At 62.0% G+C, this 14,713-nt stretch carries 14 protein-coding genes and 1 riboswitch; of the genes, 6 read left to right on the forward strand and 8 right to left on the reverse strand.

Annotated features, from left to right (window positions below; genetic code table 11):
- Window positions 1-106: 106 nt before the first annotated feature.
- From ACQ858_RS13555 to ACQ858_RS13590, 8 genes are all read right to left on the reverse strand, one after another.
- Window positions 107-559, reverse strand: a complete 453-nt coding sequence (locus tag ACQ858_RS13555) for a hypothetical protein (protein WP_431273244.1) — start codon at window positions 557-559, stop codon at window positions 107-109.
- Between the two features lie 72 nt (window positions 560-631).
- Window positions 632-3,838: a CusA/CzcA family heavy metal efflux RND transporter gene (locus ACQ858_RS13560; RefSeq protein WP_431273245.1), complete on the reverse strand. Its 3,207-nt coding sequence runs from the start codon at window positions 3,836-3,838 to the stop codon at window positions 632-634.
- A gap of 16 nt (window positions 3,839-3,854) precedes the next feature.
- Window positions 3,855-5,447 (reverse strand): efflux RND transporter periplasmic adaptor subunit, encoded by a 1,593-nt coding sequence (locus ACQ858_RS13565; RefSeq protein WP_431273246.1) that lies wholly within the window; start codon window positions 5,445-5,447, stop codon window positions 3,855-3,857.
- Window positions 5,448-5,456: 9 nt separating this feature from the next.
- Complete coding sequence (locus ACQ858_RS13570) at window positions 5,457-5,843, reverse strand: TolC family protein (RefSeq protein ID WP_431273247.1); 387 nt, start codon at window positions 5,841-5,843, stop codon at window positions 5,457-5,459.
- 17 nt (window positions 5,844-5,860) lie between these two features.
- Window positions 5,861-6,751, reverse strand: a complete 891-nt coding sequence (locus ACQ858_RS13575) for a TolC family protein (RefSeq protein ID WP_431273248.1) — start codon at window positions 6,749-6,751, stop codon at window positions 5,861-5,863.
- Window positions 6,752-6,843: 92 nt separating this feature from the next.
- Entirely contained in the window at window positions 6,844-7,212 is a 369-nt protein-coding gene (locus tag ACQ858_RS13580) for a hypothetical protein (RefSeq protein ID WP_431273249.1), read from the reverse strand.
- 128 nt (window positions 7,213-7,340) lie between these two features.
- Window positions 7,341-7,913: a TMEM165/GDT1 family protein gene (locus ACQ858_RS13585; protein WP_431273250.1), complete on the reverse strand. Its 573-nt coding sequence runs from the start codon at window positions 7,911-7,913 to the stop codon at window positions 7,341-7,343.
- Between the two features lie 9 nt (window positions 7,914-7,922).
- Window positions 7,923-8,093: riboswitch (yybP-ykoY riboswitch) on the reverse strand.
- A 259-nt stretch (window positions 8,094-8,352) separates the two neighbouring features.
- Window positions 8,353-8,883: a hypothetical protein gene (locus ACQ858_RS13590; protein ID WP_431273251.1), complete on the reverse strand. Its 531-nt coding sequence runs from the start codon at window positions 8,881-8,883 to the stop codon at window positions 8,353-8,355.
- A 217-nt stretch (window positions 8,884-9,100) separates the two neighbouring features.
- Here ACQ858_RS13590 and ACQ858_RS13595 point away from each other — a divergent pair, with 217 nt between their 5' ends.
- From ACQ858_RS13595 to ACQ858_RS13620, 6 genes are all read left to right on the forward strand, one after another.
- Complete coding sequence (locus ACQ858_RS13595) at window positions 9,101-9,946, forward strand: hypothetical protein (RefSeq protein WP_431273252.1); 846 nt, start codon at window positions 9,101-9,103, stop codon at window positions 9,944-9,946.
- A complete protein-coding gene (locus tag ACQ858_RS13600) occupies window positions 9,939-10,484 on the forward strand; it encodes a hypothetical protein (RefSeq protein ID WP_431273253.1) in 546 nt (181 codons plus the stop codon). Before ACQ858_RS13595 ends, ACQ858_RS13600 begins: the two co-directional genes overlap by 8 nt.
- Window positions 10,485-11,022: 538 nt before the next feature.
- Window positions 11,023-12,009: a hypothetical protein gene (locus ACQ858_RS13605; RefSeq protein WP_431273254.1), complete on the forward strand. Its 987-nt coding sequence runs from the start codon at window positions 11,023-11,025 to the stop codon at window positions 12,007-12,009.
- Window positions 12,010-12,016: 7 nt separating this feature from the next.
- Window positions 12,017-12,304: a hypothetical protein gene (locus tag ACQ858_RS13610; RefSeq protein WP_431273255.1), complete on the forward strand. Its 288-nt coding sequence runs from the start codon at window positions 12,017-12,019 to the stop codon at window positions 12,302-12,304.
- Between the two features lie 3 nt (window positions 12,305-12,307).
- Window positions 12,308-13,102: a hypothetical protein gene (locus tag ACQ858_RS13615; RefSeq protein ID WP_431273256.1), complete on the forward strand. Its 795-nt coding sequence runs from the start codon at window positions 12,308-12,310 to the stop codon at window positions 13,100-13,102.
- Window positions 13,103-13,250: 148 nt separating this feature from the next.
- Complete coding sequence (locus ACQ858_RS13620; RefSeq protein ID WP_431273257.1) at window positions 13,251-14,687, forward strand: CAP domain-containing protein; 1,437 nt, start codon at window positions 13,251-13,253, stop codon at window positions 14,685-14,687.
- Window positions 14,688-14,713 lie beyond the last annotated feature (26 nt).

Below are 14,713 nucleotides of genomic sequence, written 5' to 3' on the forward strand. Positions count from 1 at the left end.
CCTTTGAAGTGGTGGTTGGTAGGTGGGCGCCGCGTTCATCGGCGGCGTGCTTAGACTTTAAAAACCAGACCGCCAGATTCAGGACGCCTCGATTACGGTTCTGTCATCAATCGTTCACATGCAGGCAGAGGGCCGCGGGCCGCCACTTCAGCGTGAAGCGCACAGCTTGCGATGGCTGCCCCTTCAACGTCACCTGTGCAACTACCTTGGTGCCCGGACCGACGCTGAAGGTCCCCTTGGCCTGAAGCGCGTCACCATTCGGCGTCAAGGTCGCTTCTTGCTTGGTCGATCCGGAAAGCAGCGTCAGCTTCGCTGCAGCGCCGCTCAAGTCCGAGGCCTTCCCGTGGTCGCTGACGAACAGCGCAAGCCCATCAGGCCGCGCGACCAGTTCGTAGCTGACATCCTTGACGATGCTCACCACGCCGCCGTGCTGTGCCGTGGCCTCGTGGGCGTGAGCACCGCCCTTGGCCTCATGATCGTGCCCCTTGTGATCGTTCGCCGCGAATGCGGCACCGCACATGCCAAGTGCGGTGGCTGCAACAAACATCGAAAGCTTCATGATGATTTCCTCATGGTTTTGAAATGAATGCCCCCGTCGAATCGCCGTGCGGAGGCTTCACGGACGCGACGACTAGACCGCCGGCTGGGGTGGCGGGTGCTGCGACTCTTTCGAGGCGGCTTGATCGAAGACTTCCTCCTCCTCGTCTCGTCCGTGGGCCAGCCGGTAGAGCACTGGCAGGACCAACAGAGTCAGCGCCGTAGAGGAAAGAATCCCGCCGATCACGACCGTTGCGAGCGGTCGCTGGACCTCTGCGCCAGTCCCGGTGGCGATTGCCATCGGAACGAAGCCGAGGGAAGCGACCAGCGCCGTCATCAGCACGGGCCGCAGACGCGTCAGCGCGCCCTCGCGAATGGCGCTATCCAGGGAGGCACCTCCGTCGCGCAGATTGCGGATGAAGGAAATCATCACCAAGCCGTTGAGGACCGCAACGCCTGACAGCGCGATGAAGCCGACCGCCGCGGTGATGGAAAGCGGGATGTCGCGCAACCATAGCGAAAGGATCCCGCCTGTGAGAGCAAAGGGAATGCCAGTGAACACGATCAGGCCGTCCTTCACGTTGCCAAACATGGCGAACAGCAGCGTGAAGACCAGCAGCAGCGCAACGGGCACCACGATTTGCAACCGCTGCGTGGCGGACTGCAGGTTCTCGAACTGCCCGCCCCACGTCGTCCAGTAGCCGGTGGGCACCTTGACCTGAGCATCGATCGCCGCCGCGGCCTCGCTCACGAACGAGCCGAGATCGCGCCCCCGCACGTTGGCGCTAACCACCACACGGCGCTTGCCCTCCTCACGTGATACCTGGTTCGGACCCGGCGCCAACTCCAGCGTCGCCAGCTCTCCCAAGGGAATGAAGCTGCTTCGATCGGCACGATTGCCGGCCGCGCCATCCATGGGCAACGCCACCGGCAGCCGCTTGATGGCTTCGAGATCACCTCGGACCTTCTCCGGGAGCCGCACAACGATTCCGAAGCGCCGGTCTCCCTCGAACAGGGTGCCGGCGTTCTGTCCGCCGATCGCGGTGGCGATGGTGTCCTGCACGTCCGCAATGTTCAGGCCGTATCGCGTGACCTTCTCACGATCGATGTTGACCGTGAGCATCGGCAAGCCCGTCGTCTGTTCGACGTTGACCTCGGCCGCACCGGGAATCGACTTCAGAACGCCCTCGATCTCGCGTGCCGTCTTGTTCAGCACATCCATGTCGTCGCCGAACACCTTGACGGCGACGTCGGCGCGAACGCCCGAAACCAGTTCGTTGAATCGCAGTTGGATTGGTTGGGAAAACTCGTAGTTGTTGCCCGGGATCTTCGCCACGATCCTTTGCACGTCCGCCACGATTTCTTCTCGCGTGCGTCTCGGTGCCGGCCACTGATCGATGGGCTTGAGCATCACGTAGGCATCCGAGATGTTCGGGGGCATCGGGTCCGAAGCAATCTCCGCGGTGCCCGTGCGCGCGAAGATCCGCTCGATCTCCGGCACCTTCTCCTTGAGCGTGCGTTCCAGTTGCTGTTGCATCTGTAATGACTGAGTCAGGCTTGTGCCCGGAATTCGCAGCGACTGGACCGCGAAATCTCCTTCGTTCAGGTTCGGGATGAACTCACTTCCCAGTCGGGTCGCGAGCAAGCCAGACAGGACGACGGCGACACCGGCGATGGTGATCACGACCGACTTGGCAGCCAGTGCCCGATCCAGCAGGGGCTCGTACGCGTTCCGAGCCCATGTCATCAAACGGTTCTCCTTCTCGGAGACCTTGCTGCCGATGAAGAGCGCAACAGCCGCAGGAATGAAGGTGACCGAGAGGATCATCGCGCCCAGGAGCGCGATCACGACCGTCATCGCCATCGGATGGAACATCTTCCCCTCCACGCCGGTGAGCGCAAAGATGGGGAGGTAGACGATCATGATGATGAGCTGCCCGAACAGAAGCGCCCGGCGGGCCTCCTGTGAGGCGGCGAAGACTTCGTGAAAGCGCTCCTTGCGGGTCAGCGGGCGCCCGTGACGGGCCTGGGCATGGGCCAGGCGCCGCACGCAGTTCTCGACAATCACCACTGCGCCATCGATGATGATCCCGAAATCCAGGGCGCCCAGGCTCATCAGATTGGCACTGACCTTCTGGTTGACCATGCCCGTGAAGGTGAAGAGCATGGACAGTGGGATGACGAGCGCCGTGATGATCGCCGCGCGAAGGTTCCCGAGGAACAGGAACAAAACGACGATGACCAGCACCGCACCTTCGAGCAGGTTCTTCTTGACGGTCGCGATGGCTTTGTCGACCAGCACCGTGCGGTCGTACACCGTGATGGCTTGCACACCCTCTGGCAACGTGCGATTGATCTCTTTCATCTTGCGATCGACAGCCTGGGACACGATGCGGCTGTTCTCGCCGATCAGCATGAACACCGTGCCGAGGACCACCTCGCGGCCGTTGTCCGTGGCGGCGCCAGTGCGCAGCTCCTTGCCGATTTCCACCTCGGCAACGTCGCGCACCCGCACGGGTGTGCTGCCGCCACTGGACAGGATGATGTTGCGAAGATCCTCGAGACCACGGGCCTGGCCCGGTGCCCGGATCAGGTACTGCTCGCCTCGTCGCTCGATGTAGCCGGCGCCGACATTTGCATTGTTGCGATCCAGCGCCTTCACCACATCGGCCATCGACAGACCGTACGCAGACAGCTTCTCCGGGCTGGGCGCGATTTGATACTGCTTCTCGTAGCCTCCGATCGAGTTGATCTCGGTGACGCCGGGCACGTTTCGAAGCTGCGGCTTGATGATCCAGTCCTGCACCTCGCGAAGGTCGGTGGCCGTGTAGGGCGTGCCGTCCGGCTTGCGCGCACCTTCCTTGGCTTCAACCGTCCAGAGATAAATCTCGCCGAGGCCAGTAGAGATGGGACCGATCTGCGGATGGATTCCGTCAGGCATCTCGCCAGTCGCGGTCTGAAGTCTCTCGTTGACAAGCTGGCGCGCGAAGTAGACGTCGGTCCCGTCGCGGAAGATCACGGTCACCTGCGACAGGCCATACCGAGACAGGGACCGCGTCTGCTGCAGGCCCGGCAAGCCCGCCATGACCGTCTCGATCGGGAATGTGATGCGCTGCTCGGTTTCCAGAGGCGAGTAGCCTGGCGCCGCCGTATTGATCTGCACCTGAACATTAGTGATGTCAGGGACGGCGTCGATGGGCAGCTTCTGGTAGTTGTAGATGCCCAGGCCTGCCATCGCCAGCACCGCGAGCAAGACGAGCCATCGCTGTTCGATGGAGAAGCGGATGATGCGTTCGAACATGGGGTCCTGTCCCGCTTCAGTGGGTGTGGGTCGCAGAGCCCTTGCCCTGCTCCGACTTGACGATGAAGCTGCCAGCCGCGGCGTAGCTTGCGCCCGGTTTCAGGCCGCTCAGGATCTCGATGCGCTTGCCGTCGCTACGACCCACCTGGACCGGCTGCGGAACGAATCCACCCGGCACCTTGAGAAAGACCACCGGCTTGTCGTCGACGGTCTGCAACGCCGAGCTCGCCACCGTGACTGGCGAGGTGACCTCGTTGGCGAGGACCTCGACATTGACGAACAGGCCCGGACGCCAGGCGCCTTGTGGGTTCGGAAGGACCACGCGAGCACGTGCCGTACGCGTTTGCTCTCCGATCAGCGAGCCGACATAGGAGATCGTTCCGTTTGCACTCGCGTCGAAGGCGCCAGCGCGCACGATGGCACGCTCGCCGACACGGACCTGCTGGAGATCGCGTGCTGCCACACTCATTTCCGCCCACACCGTCGATAGGTCCGAGACCGTGAAGACATTGGCATCCTCCTTGATCGATTCGCCCAATGCGATGTGCTTCTCGACCACCATACCGTCGAACGGGGCGCGCAGCTCGAAGCGTCCGAGCGAACTGCTGCTCGTCGTGGCCCCCAGAGTCAGCAACTTCTGCGTCGCGTTGGCCACCGCGATTTCGGCTTCTCGCAGTGCCTGTCGTGCCTGCAACACGTCCTGCTCGGGTGAAATCTTCTGCTCCCACAGCGTTTTTTCGCGCTCGTAGGTCGTCTGGGCCAGTTCGCGGCGTCGCTGGGCACCCTGCAACTCGGCGCGCGTCTCAGAGACCACGGAGCTGGAGATCACCGCCAGAACCTGCCCCTTCTTGACCACCTCGCCGAGGTTGGCGCTGACGCTGTCCACCACACCAGCCACGCGGGGCACGATGTGCGCAGTGCGATCCTCATTGAAGCGGATCTCGCCCGGGAACTGCAGCGCGCTACGGACGACGCCGGGCGCGCTCGTTTCCATGATGATCCCGGCCGCCTTGATCTGGGCATCGCTCAAGCTCACCTTGCCCTCCTGCTGCTCGAAAGTGAACAGATAGGGCTCTTTCGGCGTCACCACCGCCACGGTGGCCTCGAATACGTGGGGTTCCGCGACCGCCTGGGCGCTCGCAAGGATGGCCCCCTCGGGCTTGAGCTTGATTTCCTGTTGCTCGCCGCCCGGACGCGTCAGGGTGATGTTCACTTCGGTCCCGGCAGGTGCGACAGGTTGGTCCTTTTCATAGACCCAGGCTCTGAAACGCGGCTGGCCGCCCTCCTCAGAGAGCTTCAATTCGAGGCCGAAATCACCCTCCCTGAAGACTTGGCCGCCATTCGGCCCTTTCGGTGGCTCATCTTCATGAGCCTCCTCACTTCCGTGTCCGTGGCCATCGTCGCCACCCTTGGCGACTTCCTTGCCATGCCCATGTCCGTCCTCGCCTCCGCCGGCCTTTTCGCTGTGGCCTTGCGCCGCCGACTTCTTGTCCGGGCCGCTGCGCAGGATCAGTACGCCCGCAACGGCACCGAAAATGAGCAAGAGAATGATGATGAAGAGTTGCTTGCGTCCTGGCTTTGACGACGCCGGCGTTCTGTTGGTGGACATGATGGGTCCTTACTGAATCGAATCGGGGGAACGGGGAATCGAACTGGCCCCGCCAAGGAGGCGGTCGAGATCTGTGACGGCGCGGTGTGCGTCGGCGAGCGAGCGGAGGTACTGGACGCGCGCCTGCAACAAGGTGCGCTGCGCATCGAGCGCGTCGAGGTATCCGAACTTGCCAAGTTCGAAGCCCTTGGTGGCCGCGTCAAACGCGCTCTCTGCGCCCGGCAGGATGTCTGCTCTCAACGCGGCGACTTCGCTGGTGGCGCTTTGATAGCGTTGGCGCGCTGACCCGACCTCGGCTCGCAAACGAAGCTCCAAGGCGCGAGCATCGTCCTCTGCCTTGTCCTGCCGGCGAAGTGCCTGAAGAACGTTGCCTCGATTGGTGTCGAAGATCGGCAATGGGACCGAGATTCCGATCACGGCCGGTCGCGCCCCATCTCACGATCGCGCTTCACGCCGGCGTTCAGGGTGATGTCCGGGATGCGCTTCGCCTTCTCCAGGTCGGCCAACGCGCCCAGACGCCGGATCTCCAACTTCGACTGGCGGATCGACGGCGAATCGACGATGCGTAGCTCGATCAAGCCTTCTGGCAGAGGCTTTGGAATCTCCAGGGCGTCCCCGTCAACTGCGACGATCAGTGTGGAGCCGCCGGTCACAGCACGCAGTTGCTGCAGATTGGTTTGCAGTTCGCCCTCGGCCTGGATCAGCTCCAAGCGGACGTTGGCCTCGGCGACTTTGGCCTTCGTCTCTTCGACCGGCGAGATCTTGCCCGCGGTGACGCGCTTGCTTGCTGCCCGGCTGCCGCTGCGTGCCAGATCGAGGGACGCTTGTGCCAAGCGCACGCGATCCTGCGAGATGAGCGCGGCAAAGAATGCCGCGGTGACATTGGCACGCACGTCGGCCTCTCGACCCTCGAGCTGCACGCGCGCCACGTCGACCGCGCGGTCGGCCGCTTCCATGCGCGCTCCTCGTTTGCCCCCGAGCTCGAACGGTTGACTCAGCAAGACCGTTGTTGTGCGCGTGTCACGCCGCTGATCTTCGGCTTCGACGTTGAGAGACGGGTTCTGGAACACGCCTGCCTGGATGCGCGCCGCTTCGGCGGCTTCGACTTCACGCCGGGTGGAAGACAGTTCAGGATTGCTCTCGATTGCCAGCCGCAGGGCATCCGACAAATTGAGGCCACGAGATGTTGTAGCAGTCGCAAAGGCCTGCATTGGCGCGGAGCCCTGGACGCTTTGTTGTGCGAGCGCATTGCCGCCCACGAATGCCGAAAGCGCGAGCGCCAGCGGCACGAAATACCTACACATCGAATTCTCCGGTCAAGAAATTGAGACAAGGGAATCCGGCGCGTCGTCAGTTCATGCAGTGATCCAGACGATCTGAGAAGAAGGCGCGCCGGTTAGCTGGCGCGCGTCCATTTGGGACGTTCGATGTTCTGGTCGGCTATCGAGCTATATCTCGCACTCGGCGAGACCGCAACGCCGCCTTCTGCTTGGGGCTCCTGCGGAGCGCGCGTGCCCGAAGCGAACTGAGCGAAGCTCACGTGGCATTGACTGCAGTCGGCATGGTCCAGCCCATCGGCGCTCGCCGATGGATCCCGCTCTTGTGATGCGGGCAGATCCTGCGCCTTCGAATCCGAAGCGTGAGCATGGTGGCCGACATGGAATGCCGCCTGCTCCGCCTCGAGCGCGCAATAGGGCGCCACCGCCGCCCAGATGAACTGGACGGGTAGAGCGAACACGAGGGTAACGAGCAGTCGGCGGAACATCGATTGGATTGGGCACAAGAAAGGTCCACCCCTTGTCAAGGGGTAACCTGTCGAGCTTAGGAAGCGCAATCAACGGCCAGCGAACATGAACATTACATTCCTGTAATGTTCATTCATCGCCGTCAGAGTTAGAACAACTTGCCGACGTTGAACAGGGTCAACAGACCCAGCACGCCGAAGATGGCAGCCGCCACCCCGTGGACGACCCGCATCGACACCTTCTGGGCAATCTTGTCGCCAAGGAATACCGCCGGGACATTCGCCAGCATCATCCCGAGCGTCGTGCCCAGCACCACCTGCACCACGTCGGTATATCGAGCTGCCAGCGCGACGGTTGCGATCTGGGTCTTGTCGCCCATCTCGGCCAGGAAGAACGCCACGACCGTCGTGCCGAAGACGCCGAAGCGACGACTGTTGCCAGCGGTTTCCTCGTCGATCTTGTCGGGGATGAGCATCCAGCCGGCCATCGCCAGGAACGAGATGCCGATCACCCAGCGCAGGATATCCGGGCCCAGCATGTGGGCCACCCAACCACCGAGCGCGCCGGCCGCGGCGTGGTTGGCGAGCGTGGCGACGAAGATGCCCGCAACAATCGGCCAAGGTCGACGAAACGTGGCGGCGAGAACGATCGCGAGCAACTGGGTCTTGTCGCCCATTTCACCAAGCGCGACAACGCCGGTGGATACGAGAAAGGCTTCCATGAAAAGGAAATTCCAGGGCCGGAGACGCGAAGACCACCCCGCATCCCCGGCCCAATCCGGAGGCGGTGTGGTCAAAGGTCTTGCCAGGCTATGAAGCTGCTCGCGCCATGGCCTGCGGGCCAAGTGTGTTGACGCGAGCTCCTGCGTTGCGCAGGTCAGCTACTCCCCAATGACTGAGGGCAGGATTCTAGTCGACGGCCTTCCGCCTGCGAGCGATCACCCGAGCTATGCAAACTAGTCTCATTTCCGGTCGCGCTCGATGGCATCATCGTTCCGCCCGCGACAACTGTGCCGCGTACGCCGTAGTGACTGGCGGCACTGAGTACTGGCTTGGGTGCGTCCTGACTCAGCCCTTCACGAGACAAATTCGAGGAGGATGCAGTTGGGTTCGCATTCACGATGAAGGATCAGTCCTGGGCCAAATTCTGCCGCGCTATCTCTACGGACCATCCGCGGCAGGGAGAGGAACTCGACCATCCTGCGTGTCAAGTTCCCGAATGGTTCGGATGATCAATGTCCCGAGCTGACGCGTGTTGAGCGGATTGCCCCGCGCGTTCAGCAGCCCGACATTGAGCCGCACGGCCAGCTCGCGCAGCACCGGTTTGGCGGGCACCTGGGGCTCGCCATCTCGCAGGGCCTCGATCGTTCCGCTTTCCAGCTCCCGAACGAGCACCCCATCCAGCGTCGCCTCCGTGGCGGGCGGCGACGTCTCCCGCGGTGCGGATCGATTGGGCGCGAGGCGCCGCAGCGGAATGGTCAGGCGGCCAGATGCTCGGTCCTCGTTCATGAGCTGGCGCACCTCGCCGATCGGCTTGTCCAGCAAGGTCTCGATTTGCATCTCATCGGTGTTGATTCGCAGGACGAACACGCGGTCAACCTGGTCGAGCGTTCTTGCATTGAACGAGATGAACCCGTCGAGCCCGCTCTGCGCTGTGGTCTTGACGGAGATCCGCTCGTTGACCGCGCTCACGACGTCGTAGCCCCGCCTCGCCCAGGGACTGAATGAGCTGCATTTGGGACATGGCCACGGTTTCGCTCCTCGGTATGCCTTATTGATCTTCGCGCGCAGAGCATTGTGACTTGACGCGCGCCCTATCGCGTTCGCACGGCAACCTGTAGTCTGGTTCGACGTACCCATACCAAACGACGACCCCTTCAGCATCCGCTACTTCTGCCGAAATCCGATCATGAGCTTTCCCCGTTCTGGCCTTAGCGCTGGCCTAGCCGCAGCCCTCGTCCTTGCCGGTTGCACAACTCCGCAACCGGCCACCAAGCCAAGCACGTCGCGCATTGCAGCGCGCGTCATCCCCGACAGCGTCCTCCGCATTGGCGATGAGGTGTCGCTCGCGCTTGAGAATGCGACCTCCGTGTTGAACTACACCATCTCGTGCAAAGGCGATCAGGTTTGGTGGCTGTACTCCGACATCGCAGGCAAGCGCCTCTATCCTCGGGCTCAACTGGGCAAGTTCGGGGAACGCCAGGAAGCTACGAGCCCGTTCGTGCGGGACTTGGTAGACCTTCCTGAAGTGCAGGATGCCTGCAACACCTCGGCCGACTGGCGGCAGATCTCCAATGACTTTGGGGTTGCGACGCTGGTCGACGTGAACAGCGTCAAGGTAGAGGCTGACGGCGTGACGCTTTGGGGAGCGTTCGACTACCCGGAGATCGCCTTGGACCCGCCCTTCCAGGCACCGTACGGCCGGAAGGCCGAGCGGTTCCGGCTCAATTGCACTGATCAGAAGTACTCGCTGCTGGGCGGCTATGACCTGGATCAACGAGAGCACGTCACCGATGGAGCGATCTTCCCTCGCCCTACCCCTGAGCGCGTTGGGGCTGCGAATAGCGACTATCGCGAACTCTTTGCCGCCGTGTGTGGGAGCCCCGCTGCACTGAAAGCTCTGCCGAGATTTGTCGCCCGCGAGAAAGCTGCACCGCCGGCGGCCGGTATCGCCCCGGCTCCGGGCGTGTTCAGCGCGATCGACACGCTGAACCTTCCGCCCCCGCGCCGTCAGTTGAAGCGCACTGGTGCTTGAGGGGACCCATGTTTTCGAAGGAAAGCGCACGACCCTTCGTGAGGTGCGCGAGTTTCAGGCCGGGGAGAAGCCTGGTCTCGTCTCCAGTACGGAAGCAGGCGACGGGTACAGCAGCGACGAATTGAGCTTCCTGGGCTATGTGAGCATTCGACGCCAGGTGAAATTCACCACGCTGCGGCAGGAAGGGAATGAGGCTGCGAACGAGCTGAGCTTTCGAGGCGACTGGGGGCGCATGCCGATCGGCTCGAAGGTGGGGTACACCCTAGCGAGTCGGTCCACTTACACCAGCACCGGCACGCTGCCCCAGCAAACGAACACGTCTGAGTGCCAGATCATCAACTCCATCTCCGCCGCCGTACTCCATCCGGCGCTCAAAGGCGATGCCAAACTGATGGAGTGCCGGGGACTGCAGGATCAGTACAAACAGGTGTTCAAGGTGTATTTCCTGCAGGACTACAGCTATCTGATAGCGCTTGAGTCCAGCGAGACGAAGTTCTCTTTCTTTTCCAAGAAGATCACGTCGGTGGAGCAAAACTAGCAGCGAGGTGCCGACGGGGTGTTTCGCTATGCTGCTTCGATATTCCGTTCACGGCGCCGATCGACGGGCTCAGCGCGCCATCACCTGACACGTCGACCCTTGACGTCGAAACTCGGGGGCGAGCAGCGCCCCTCGGTGCTCGCGGGCCGCGGCACCCACGATCGAATCCTCGGGTCAGATCCATCTCGACCATGCACTCGACGGAATCCATGGGCATGGCGAAGTCCAGCATGCCTGGATGCGGCACCGGAGCAGGACTTCCCTTCAAATCATCGCCGCTCATTCCCTGATGAACGAGCGCTCCAGGCGCAGTCTCTCTTGCGTCTTTTACGCCTCCATGCTTGGCTTCTTTGGCGCTCCTCCGCTATGGCGGGGCATTAAGGGCTTTGTTCCCAGTGTCCTTGCGGACGAGGTGCAAGGCTTTCTATGCTGGATCGCATTGCGTTGAACAAGAAAAAAATGAACAGCTTTCGCAAGTTCATGCTCAACTCGAAGAAGCCCTTCCGGATGCTCGTTGAACACTAGCCTACACACAACCATGATTCAGACACGACGACTCTCTCTGAAAGGCGCTCTGATGCTCGGACTTAAAGAGCAGCGCATTTCGTCCAGTGCGACCATGCCGACCTCGGTCGATGAGAAGAAAGTGCTGGAGAGCGTCGCCGCCAATGAGGCAAGGGGTCCGCGTCGTACATCCGATAGCTCAGGCTTTGCAGCGATGGACGAAGAGACAGTCGCAAAGTCGCGCCGCCTGGCTGCTGGAGAACAGCACTCGCGCCCTCGAAATGCGATCGCACCATCGAAAGTGCCGGAAGCAGCTTCGATTGCACCCGGCCCCGACGGCGGATTTTTGGCCTCGCTGGCGGAACTGTTCGACCGGATCTTCACGATCTTGCAACGGCTCCTGGGTGTGAACGTCGCTGTGCAGCGTGCCAAGGCCGAAGCTGCCGGAGGCATGACCGCCGAGGCAAAAGCCGGGCTTCAGCAACAAGTGAAGGCCATCGAGGAAGAGCTTCGCCAAAGCAAAGAACACTCGGCACGTCTGCGGTCCGAGCTCGACACACAGATCGCACGGCTTTCCGCCAAAGCGGCTGGCGACACACCCTTCACCGCAAAGTTCAATGACCTCGGCGAGCTTGAAAGCCGGGTCGGCGCAATGCTTGCCAAATTAAAGGCAGATCTCGGTGACGCTCAGGATGATTCTCTCTTGGATCCGGCCGAACGCTTCGAACATCTGAGGGAGCGACGCGCGGTGCTCGAGGTCGAACTGGCTCAGTTGCACCAGAAGCAAGAACTCCAAGGTGAAGCCAGGAACGGAGGGACATCGCGCCTTACGCGCCTCAGCGACCTTTCCGCCGACGGTTGGCGCCTTGCCACTGAGATCCTTGAGCGCCAAGCAGAACTCGCAGCGATTGACGAGGTCCTGACCAAACTACGCCTCATGCATGGAAGCACGGACACCTCGATCGTCGACGACCATCAGGACCAAGATGAAGACGACCGCGGTCGCGGTCCACAGGGGTGAGGACCAAATGACGAATCTGAGATTTGATCCACGGTGCCAGGTTTTCCTGCGCGTAGCGGATGCGCTGGTAGATCACTTCGCGGGGATCGACTTTCTCGACATCAGCCCCCTGATGGACGAACTCGAAGTGATCGGTGCGCAACTGCCGGCGTCGACGGATGCCCATGTGCGAGCGCACTTGGAGCAGCGCATTAAGCAGATCGGTCGGAAGCTGAACGAGATTGCCACGGTCACGGCCAAGATTCACGCCGAACTTCTGGCAGAGGCAGAACCGACAGGTCCGAAGGGCCATTGAGTCATGGCGGATCTGAGCGACATGGTCGAGGTACAGATGACCGCATCGGCTGTCGGGGCTCTGAAGGTGTACCAAGTGCAGCCGGCGCCACCGGCTATTGCCGGATGGCTGCAGCGCCACTTCGCCCCAGTGATCAAGGCGTGCCGGTTTGAAAGGCCGGCGCCACCAATTGAACTGCGGCCCACTGGCGAATGGGGAGGATGGGCGTGGAACGGGTCAACCGCGCCCGACGGGCGGGTTGCCATTAGCAACAGGATCGTTCTGTATTCGCAGGCCGGCATCACCAGAATCGTTGCTCACGAGTGGGCGCATCAACTTGCACGAGGCCATGTCCACGACGCAGCATTCTTCGCCGTGAATCTTCTCCTTCTCAAGCGCATCGAAGCAGCCAACCCGGCGAGCACGACAGCTGGCGATCTGACGCTGAAGATGAATTTGTATGACCTCCAAGATCTGCCCGAAGGTCTTGAGGAGAGATCCGACGCAGGCCTAGGTACGGCGCTTAGCTGGGCTGCCGCCCAAGCCCACGAACTGGCACAGGCCGACCTGAGCGCCGAGGCTGCGGCTCAAGAAATTTCCGAGCGATATGCAGCGTGGCTCGCAGAGCTCGAGGCGGCCCCAGCGAAGCAGGAAGCTGCGGCCAAGAAGCGGCGTCAGCTGGTGCTGGCGCACAAGTCTGCGCAGTGCGAGTTGGCCGCTCTTCGTTCCAAGCTACGCGAGCGCACTTGGTGGCTCGCTGCCAGTGGCGCGACCACGCTCCTCATGGCTTTTGGGATTCTGAAGCTCGCCATTCGCTGAGCCCCCTCTCATCAACCGGCACGCGCGGACCTCCGTGCGGCGTAGCCGTGTCGCGCACTCAGGTGATGTGCATTATGTGTGCATTGTGTTATTTGTGTGTTATGTGCTATTGTTCAGAGGACCAACAGAGAAGAATGCGACGAGTCCTATGCCCCACTCCAATCACGACGAGGATCTGCAGCGCGATCTCAAGGACCTCGCCGAACTCCGGGAGCTCTCCAAACGACTCGACGACCATGAGTACCGACTCGATGCACTGGCTAGTTCCATAGACGCGACCAAGCGGCTGCTGGCGCTGAAGAGCAAGTGGCACTGGCACACAGGGAGGTACTGGCCGCGGTTCCCCGATCTGAGCGCGAGGCCCCCGTCAACGCGCCTCCTCTGTCGACCAACGATCAACTCGAACTTTTTCAACGCCCCTGAAGGACCCGCAACAAATATGACGAAGTACATGACCACCCTTCCCGCGCTAGCTCTCAGCGCCCTGGCGCTCACGGCGTGCGGTGGCGGTGGTGGCGGCGGCGCGGCCATTGTTGTGGGCACGAGTGCTGTACCAGCGCCGGCACCCTCTCCTGCTCCCTCCCCGGCGCCCGCACCCGCGCCCTCAGCGGACCCGACCGGTGGCGACTCTACGTTGGTCAGCTCTGTGCCGGCGCCGACCTATGCACCTGCTTCGGAAGAGCTTGCAGCGTTCAATTTCCTCAACTCGGAGCGTCAGCGCTGCGGTTTCGGGCTGCTGGCGCAGAACGCCATGCTCGACGTGGCTTCGAACGGCCATGCAAACTACCTCATGGTGAACAACGCCACGGGACACTTCCAGGACAACACGAAGCCGGCGTTCACCGGCACAGGCCCTGGCGATCGAGCCACTGCGGCAGGCTATGCATGGAGCGTCATCTTGGATGACTTGGCAGATACGACCGGCGGTGGCGCGAATGTCTTGACCGGTCGCGGCGTTCTCGCCGTGCGCAGCCTCCTGAGTGCGCCGTATCACACGATCAGCCTGGTCTCGCCGCAACTCGACATCGGCTTGCGCATCCTCAGCAGCGACACGGTCGGCACCACGGGCACCTTCGGTCCGCGTGCGATCTCCCATTTCGCATTGGGCATGGCACAAGGCGCCTATTCGCAGAAGCCGAACAGCGCCTCTGTCCAGACCTACCCTTGCGAAGGAACGACGGGCACCGCCTATCAGCTGACCAATGAAAGCCCGAACCCGATTCCCGGGCGCGACTTGACTGTCAGCCCGGTCGGTCAGCCGATCATCGTTGCGGTACGTCCTGGGCAGATGGTCAACATCACCTCGGCGACCATGGTGAAGAAGTCTGACGGGTCGGCGGTGGCGTTGCGGCCGGCGCTCGACTTCTTGAATGACCCCAACCATCTCGTGAATGCGACGCAGGCTGTGATCATCCCGGACGCGCCGCTGCAGCCGGACACCCAGTACACCGTGACGATCGAAGGAACGAATACCCTCTCGACCTTCAATGGCACGACGTTCGTCAGCTCAGGGACCAATCCTGCGATCACGTACAACACGACGGGTGCGTTCACCAATACGTTCACGTTCAAGACCGGTAGCTGATTTCCCTCACCAGGAAGCGCGCCTTG

It is taken from the genome of Variovorax ureilyticus (assembly GCF_050632185.1).
GTDB lineage: Bacteria > Pseudomonadota > Gammaproteobacteria > Burkholderiales > Burkholderiaceae_C > Variovorax > Variovorax ureilyticus_A.

What these genes read in the sequence shown, in the direction of transcription:
- ACQ858_RS13575 (WP_431273248.1), bottom strand. Translation starts at nt 6,751, where the DNA reads ATGTGTAGGTATTTCGTGCCGCTGGCGCTCGCGCTTTCGGCATTCGTG.
- ACQ858_RS13620 (WP_431273257.1), top strand. Translation starts at nt 13,251, where the DNA reads ATGCCCCACTCCAATCACGACGAGGATCTGCAGCGCGATCTCAAGGAC.
- ACQ858_RS13565 (WP_431273246.1), bottom strand. Translation starts at nt 5,447, where the DNA reads ATGTCCACCAACAGAACGCCGGCGTCGTCAAAGCCAGGACGCAAGCAA.
- ACQ858_RS13610 (WP_431273255.1), top strand. Translation starts at nt 12,017, where the DNA reads ATGACGAATCTGAGATTTGATCCACGGTGCCAGGTTTTCCTGCGCGTA.
- ACQ858_RS13560 (WP_431273245.1), bottom strand. Translation starts at nt 3,838, where the DNA reads ATGTTCGAACGCATCATCCGCTTCTCCATCGAACAGCGATGGCTCGTC.
- ACQ858_RS13615 (WP_431273256.1), top strand. Translation starts at nt 12,308, where the DNA reads ATGGCGGATCTGAGCGACATGGTCGAGGTACAGATGACCGCATCGGCT.
- ACQ858_RS13585 (WP_431273250.1), bottom strand. Translation starts at nt 7,913, where the DNA reads ATGGAAGCCTTTCTCGTATCCACCGGCGTTGTCGCGCTTGGTGAAATG.
- ACQ858_RS13555 (WP_431273244.1), bottom strand. Translation starts at nt 559, where the DNA reads ATGAAGCTTTCGATGTTTGTTGCAGCCACCGCACTTGGCATGTGCGGT.
- ACQ858_RS13605 (WP_431273254.1), top strand. Translation starts at nt 11,023, where the DNA reads ATGATTCAGACACGACGACTCTCTCTGAAAGGCGCTCTGATGCTCGGA.
- ACQ858_RS13595 (WP_431273252.1), top strand. Translation starts at nt 9,101, where the DNA reads ATGAGCTTTCCCCGTTCTGGCCTTAGCGCTGGCCTAGCCGCAGCCCTC.
- ACQ858_RS13580 (WP_431273249.1), bottom strand. Translation starts at nt 7,212, where the DNA reads ATGTTCCGCCGACTGCTCGTTACCCTCGTGTTCGCTCTACCCGTCCAG.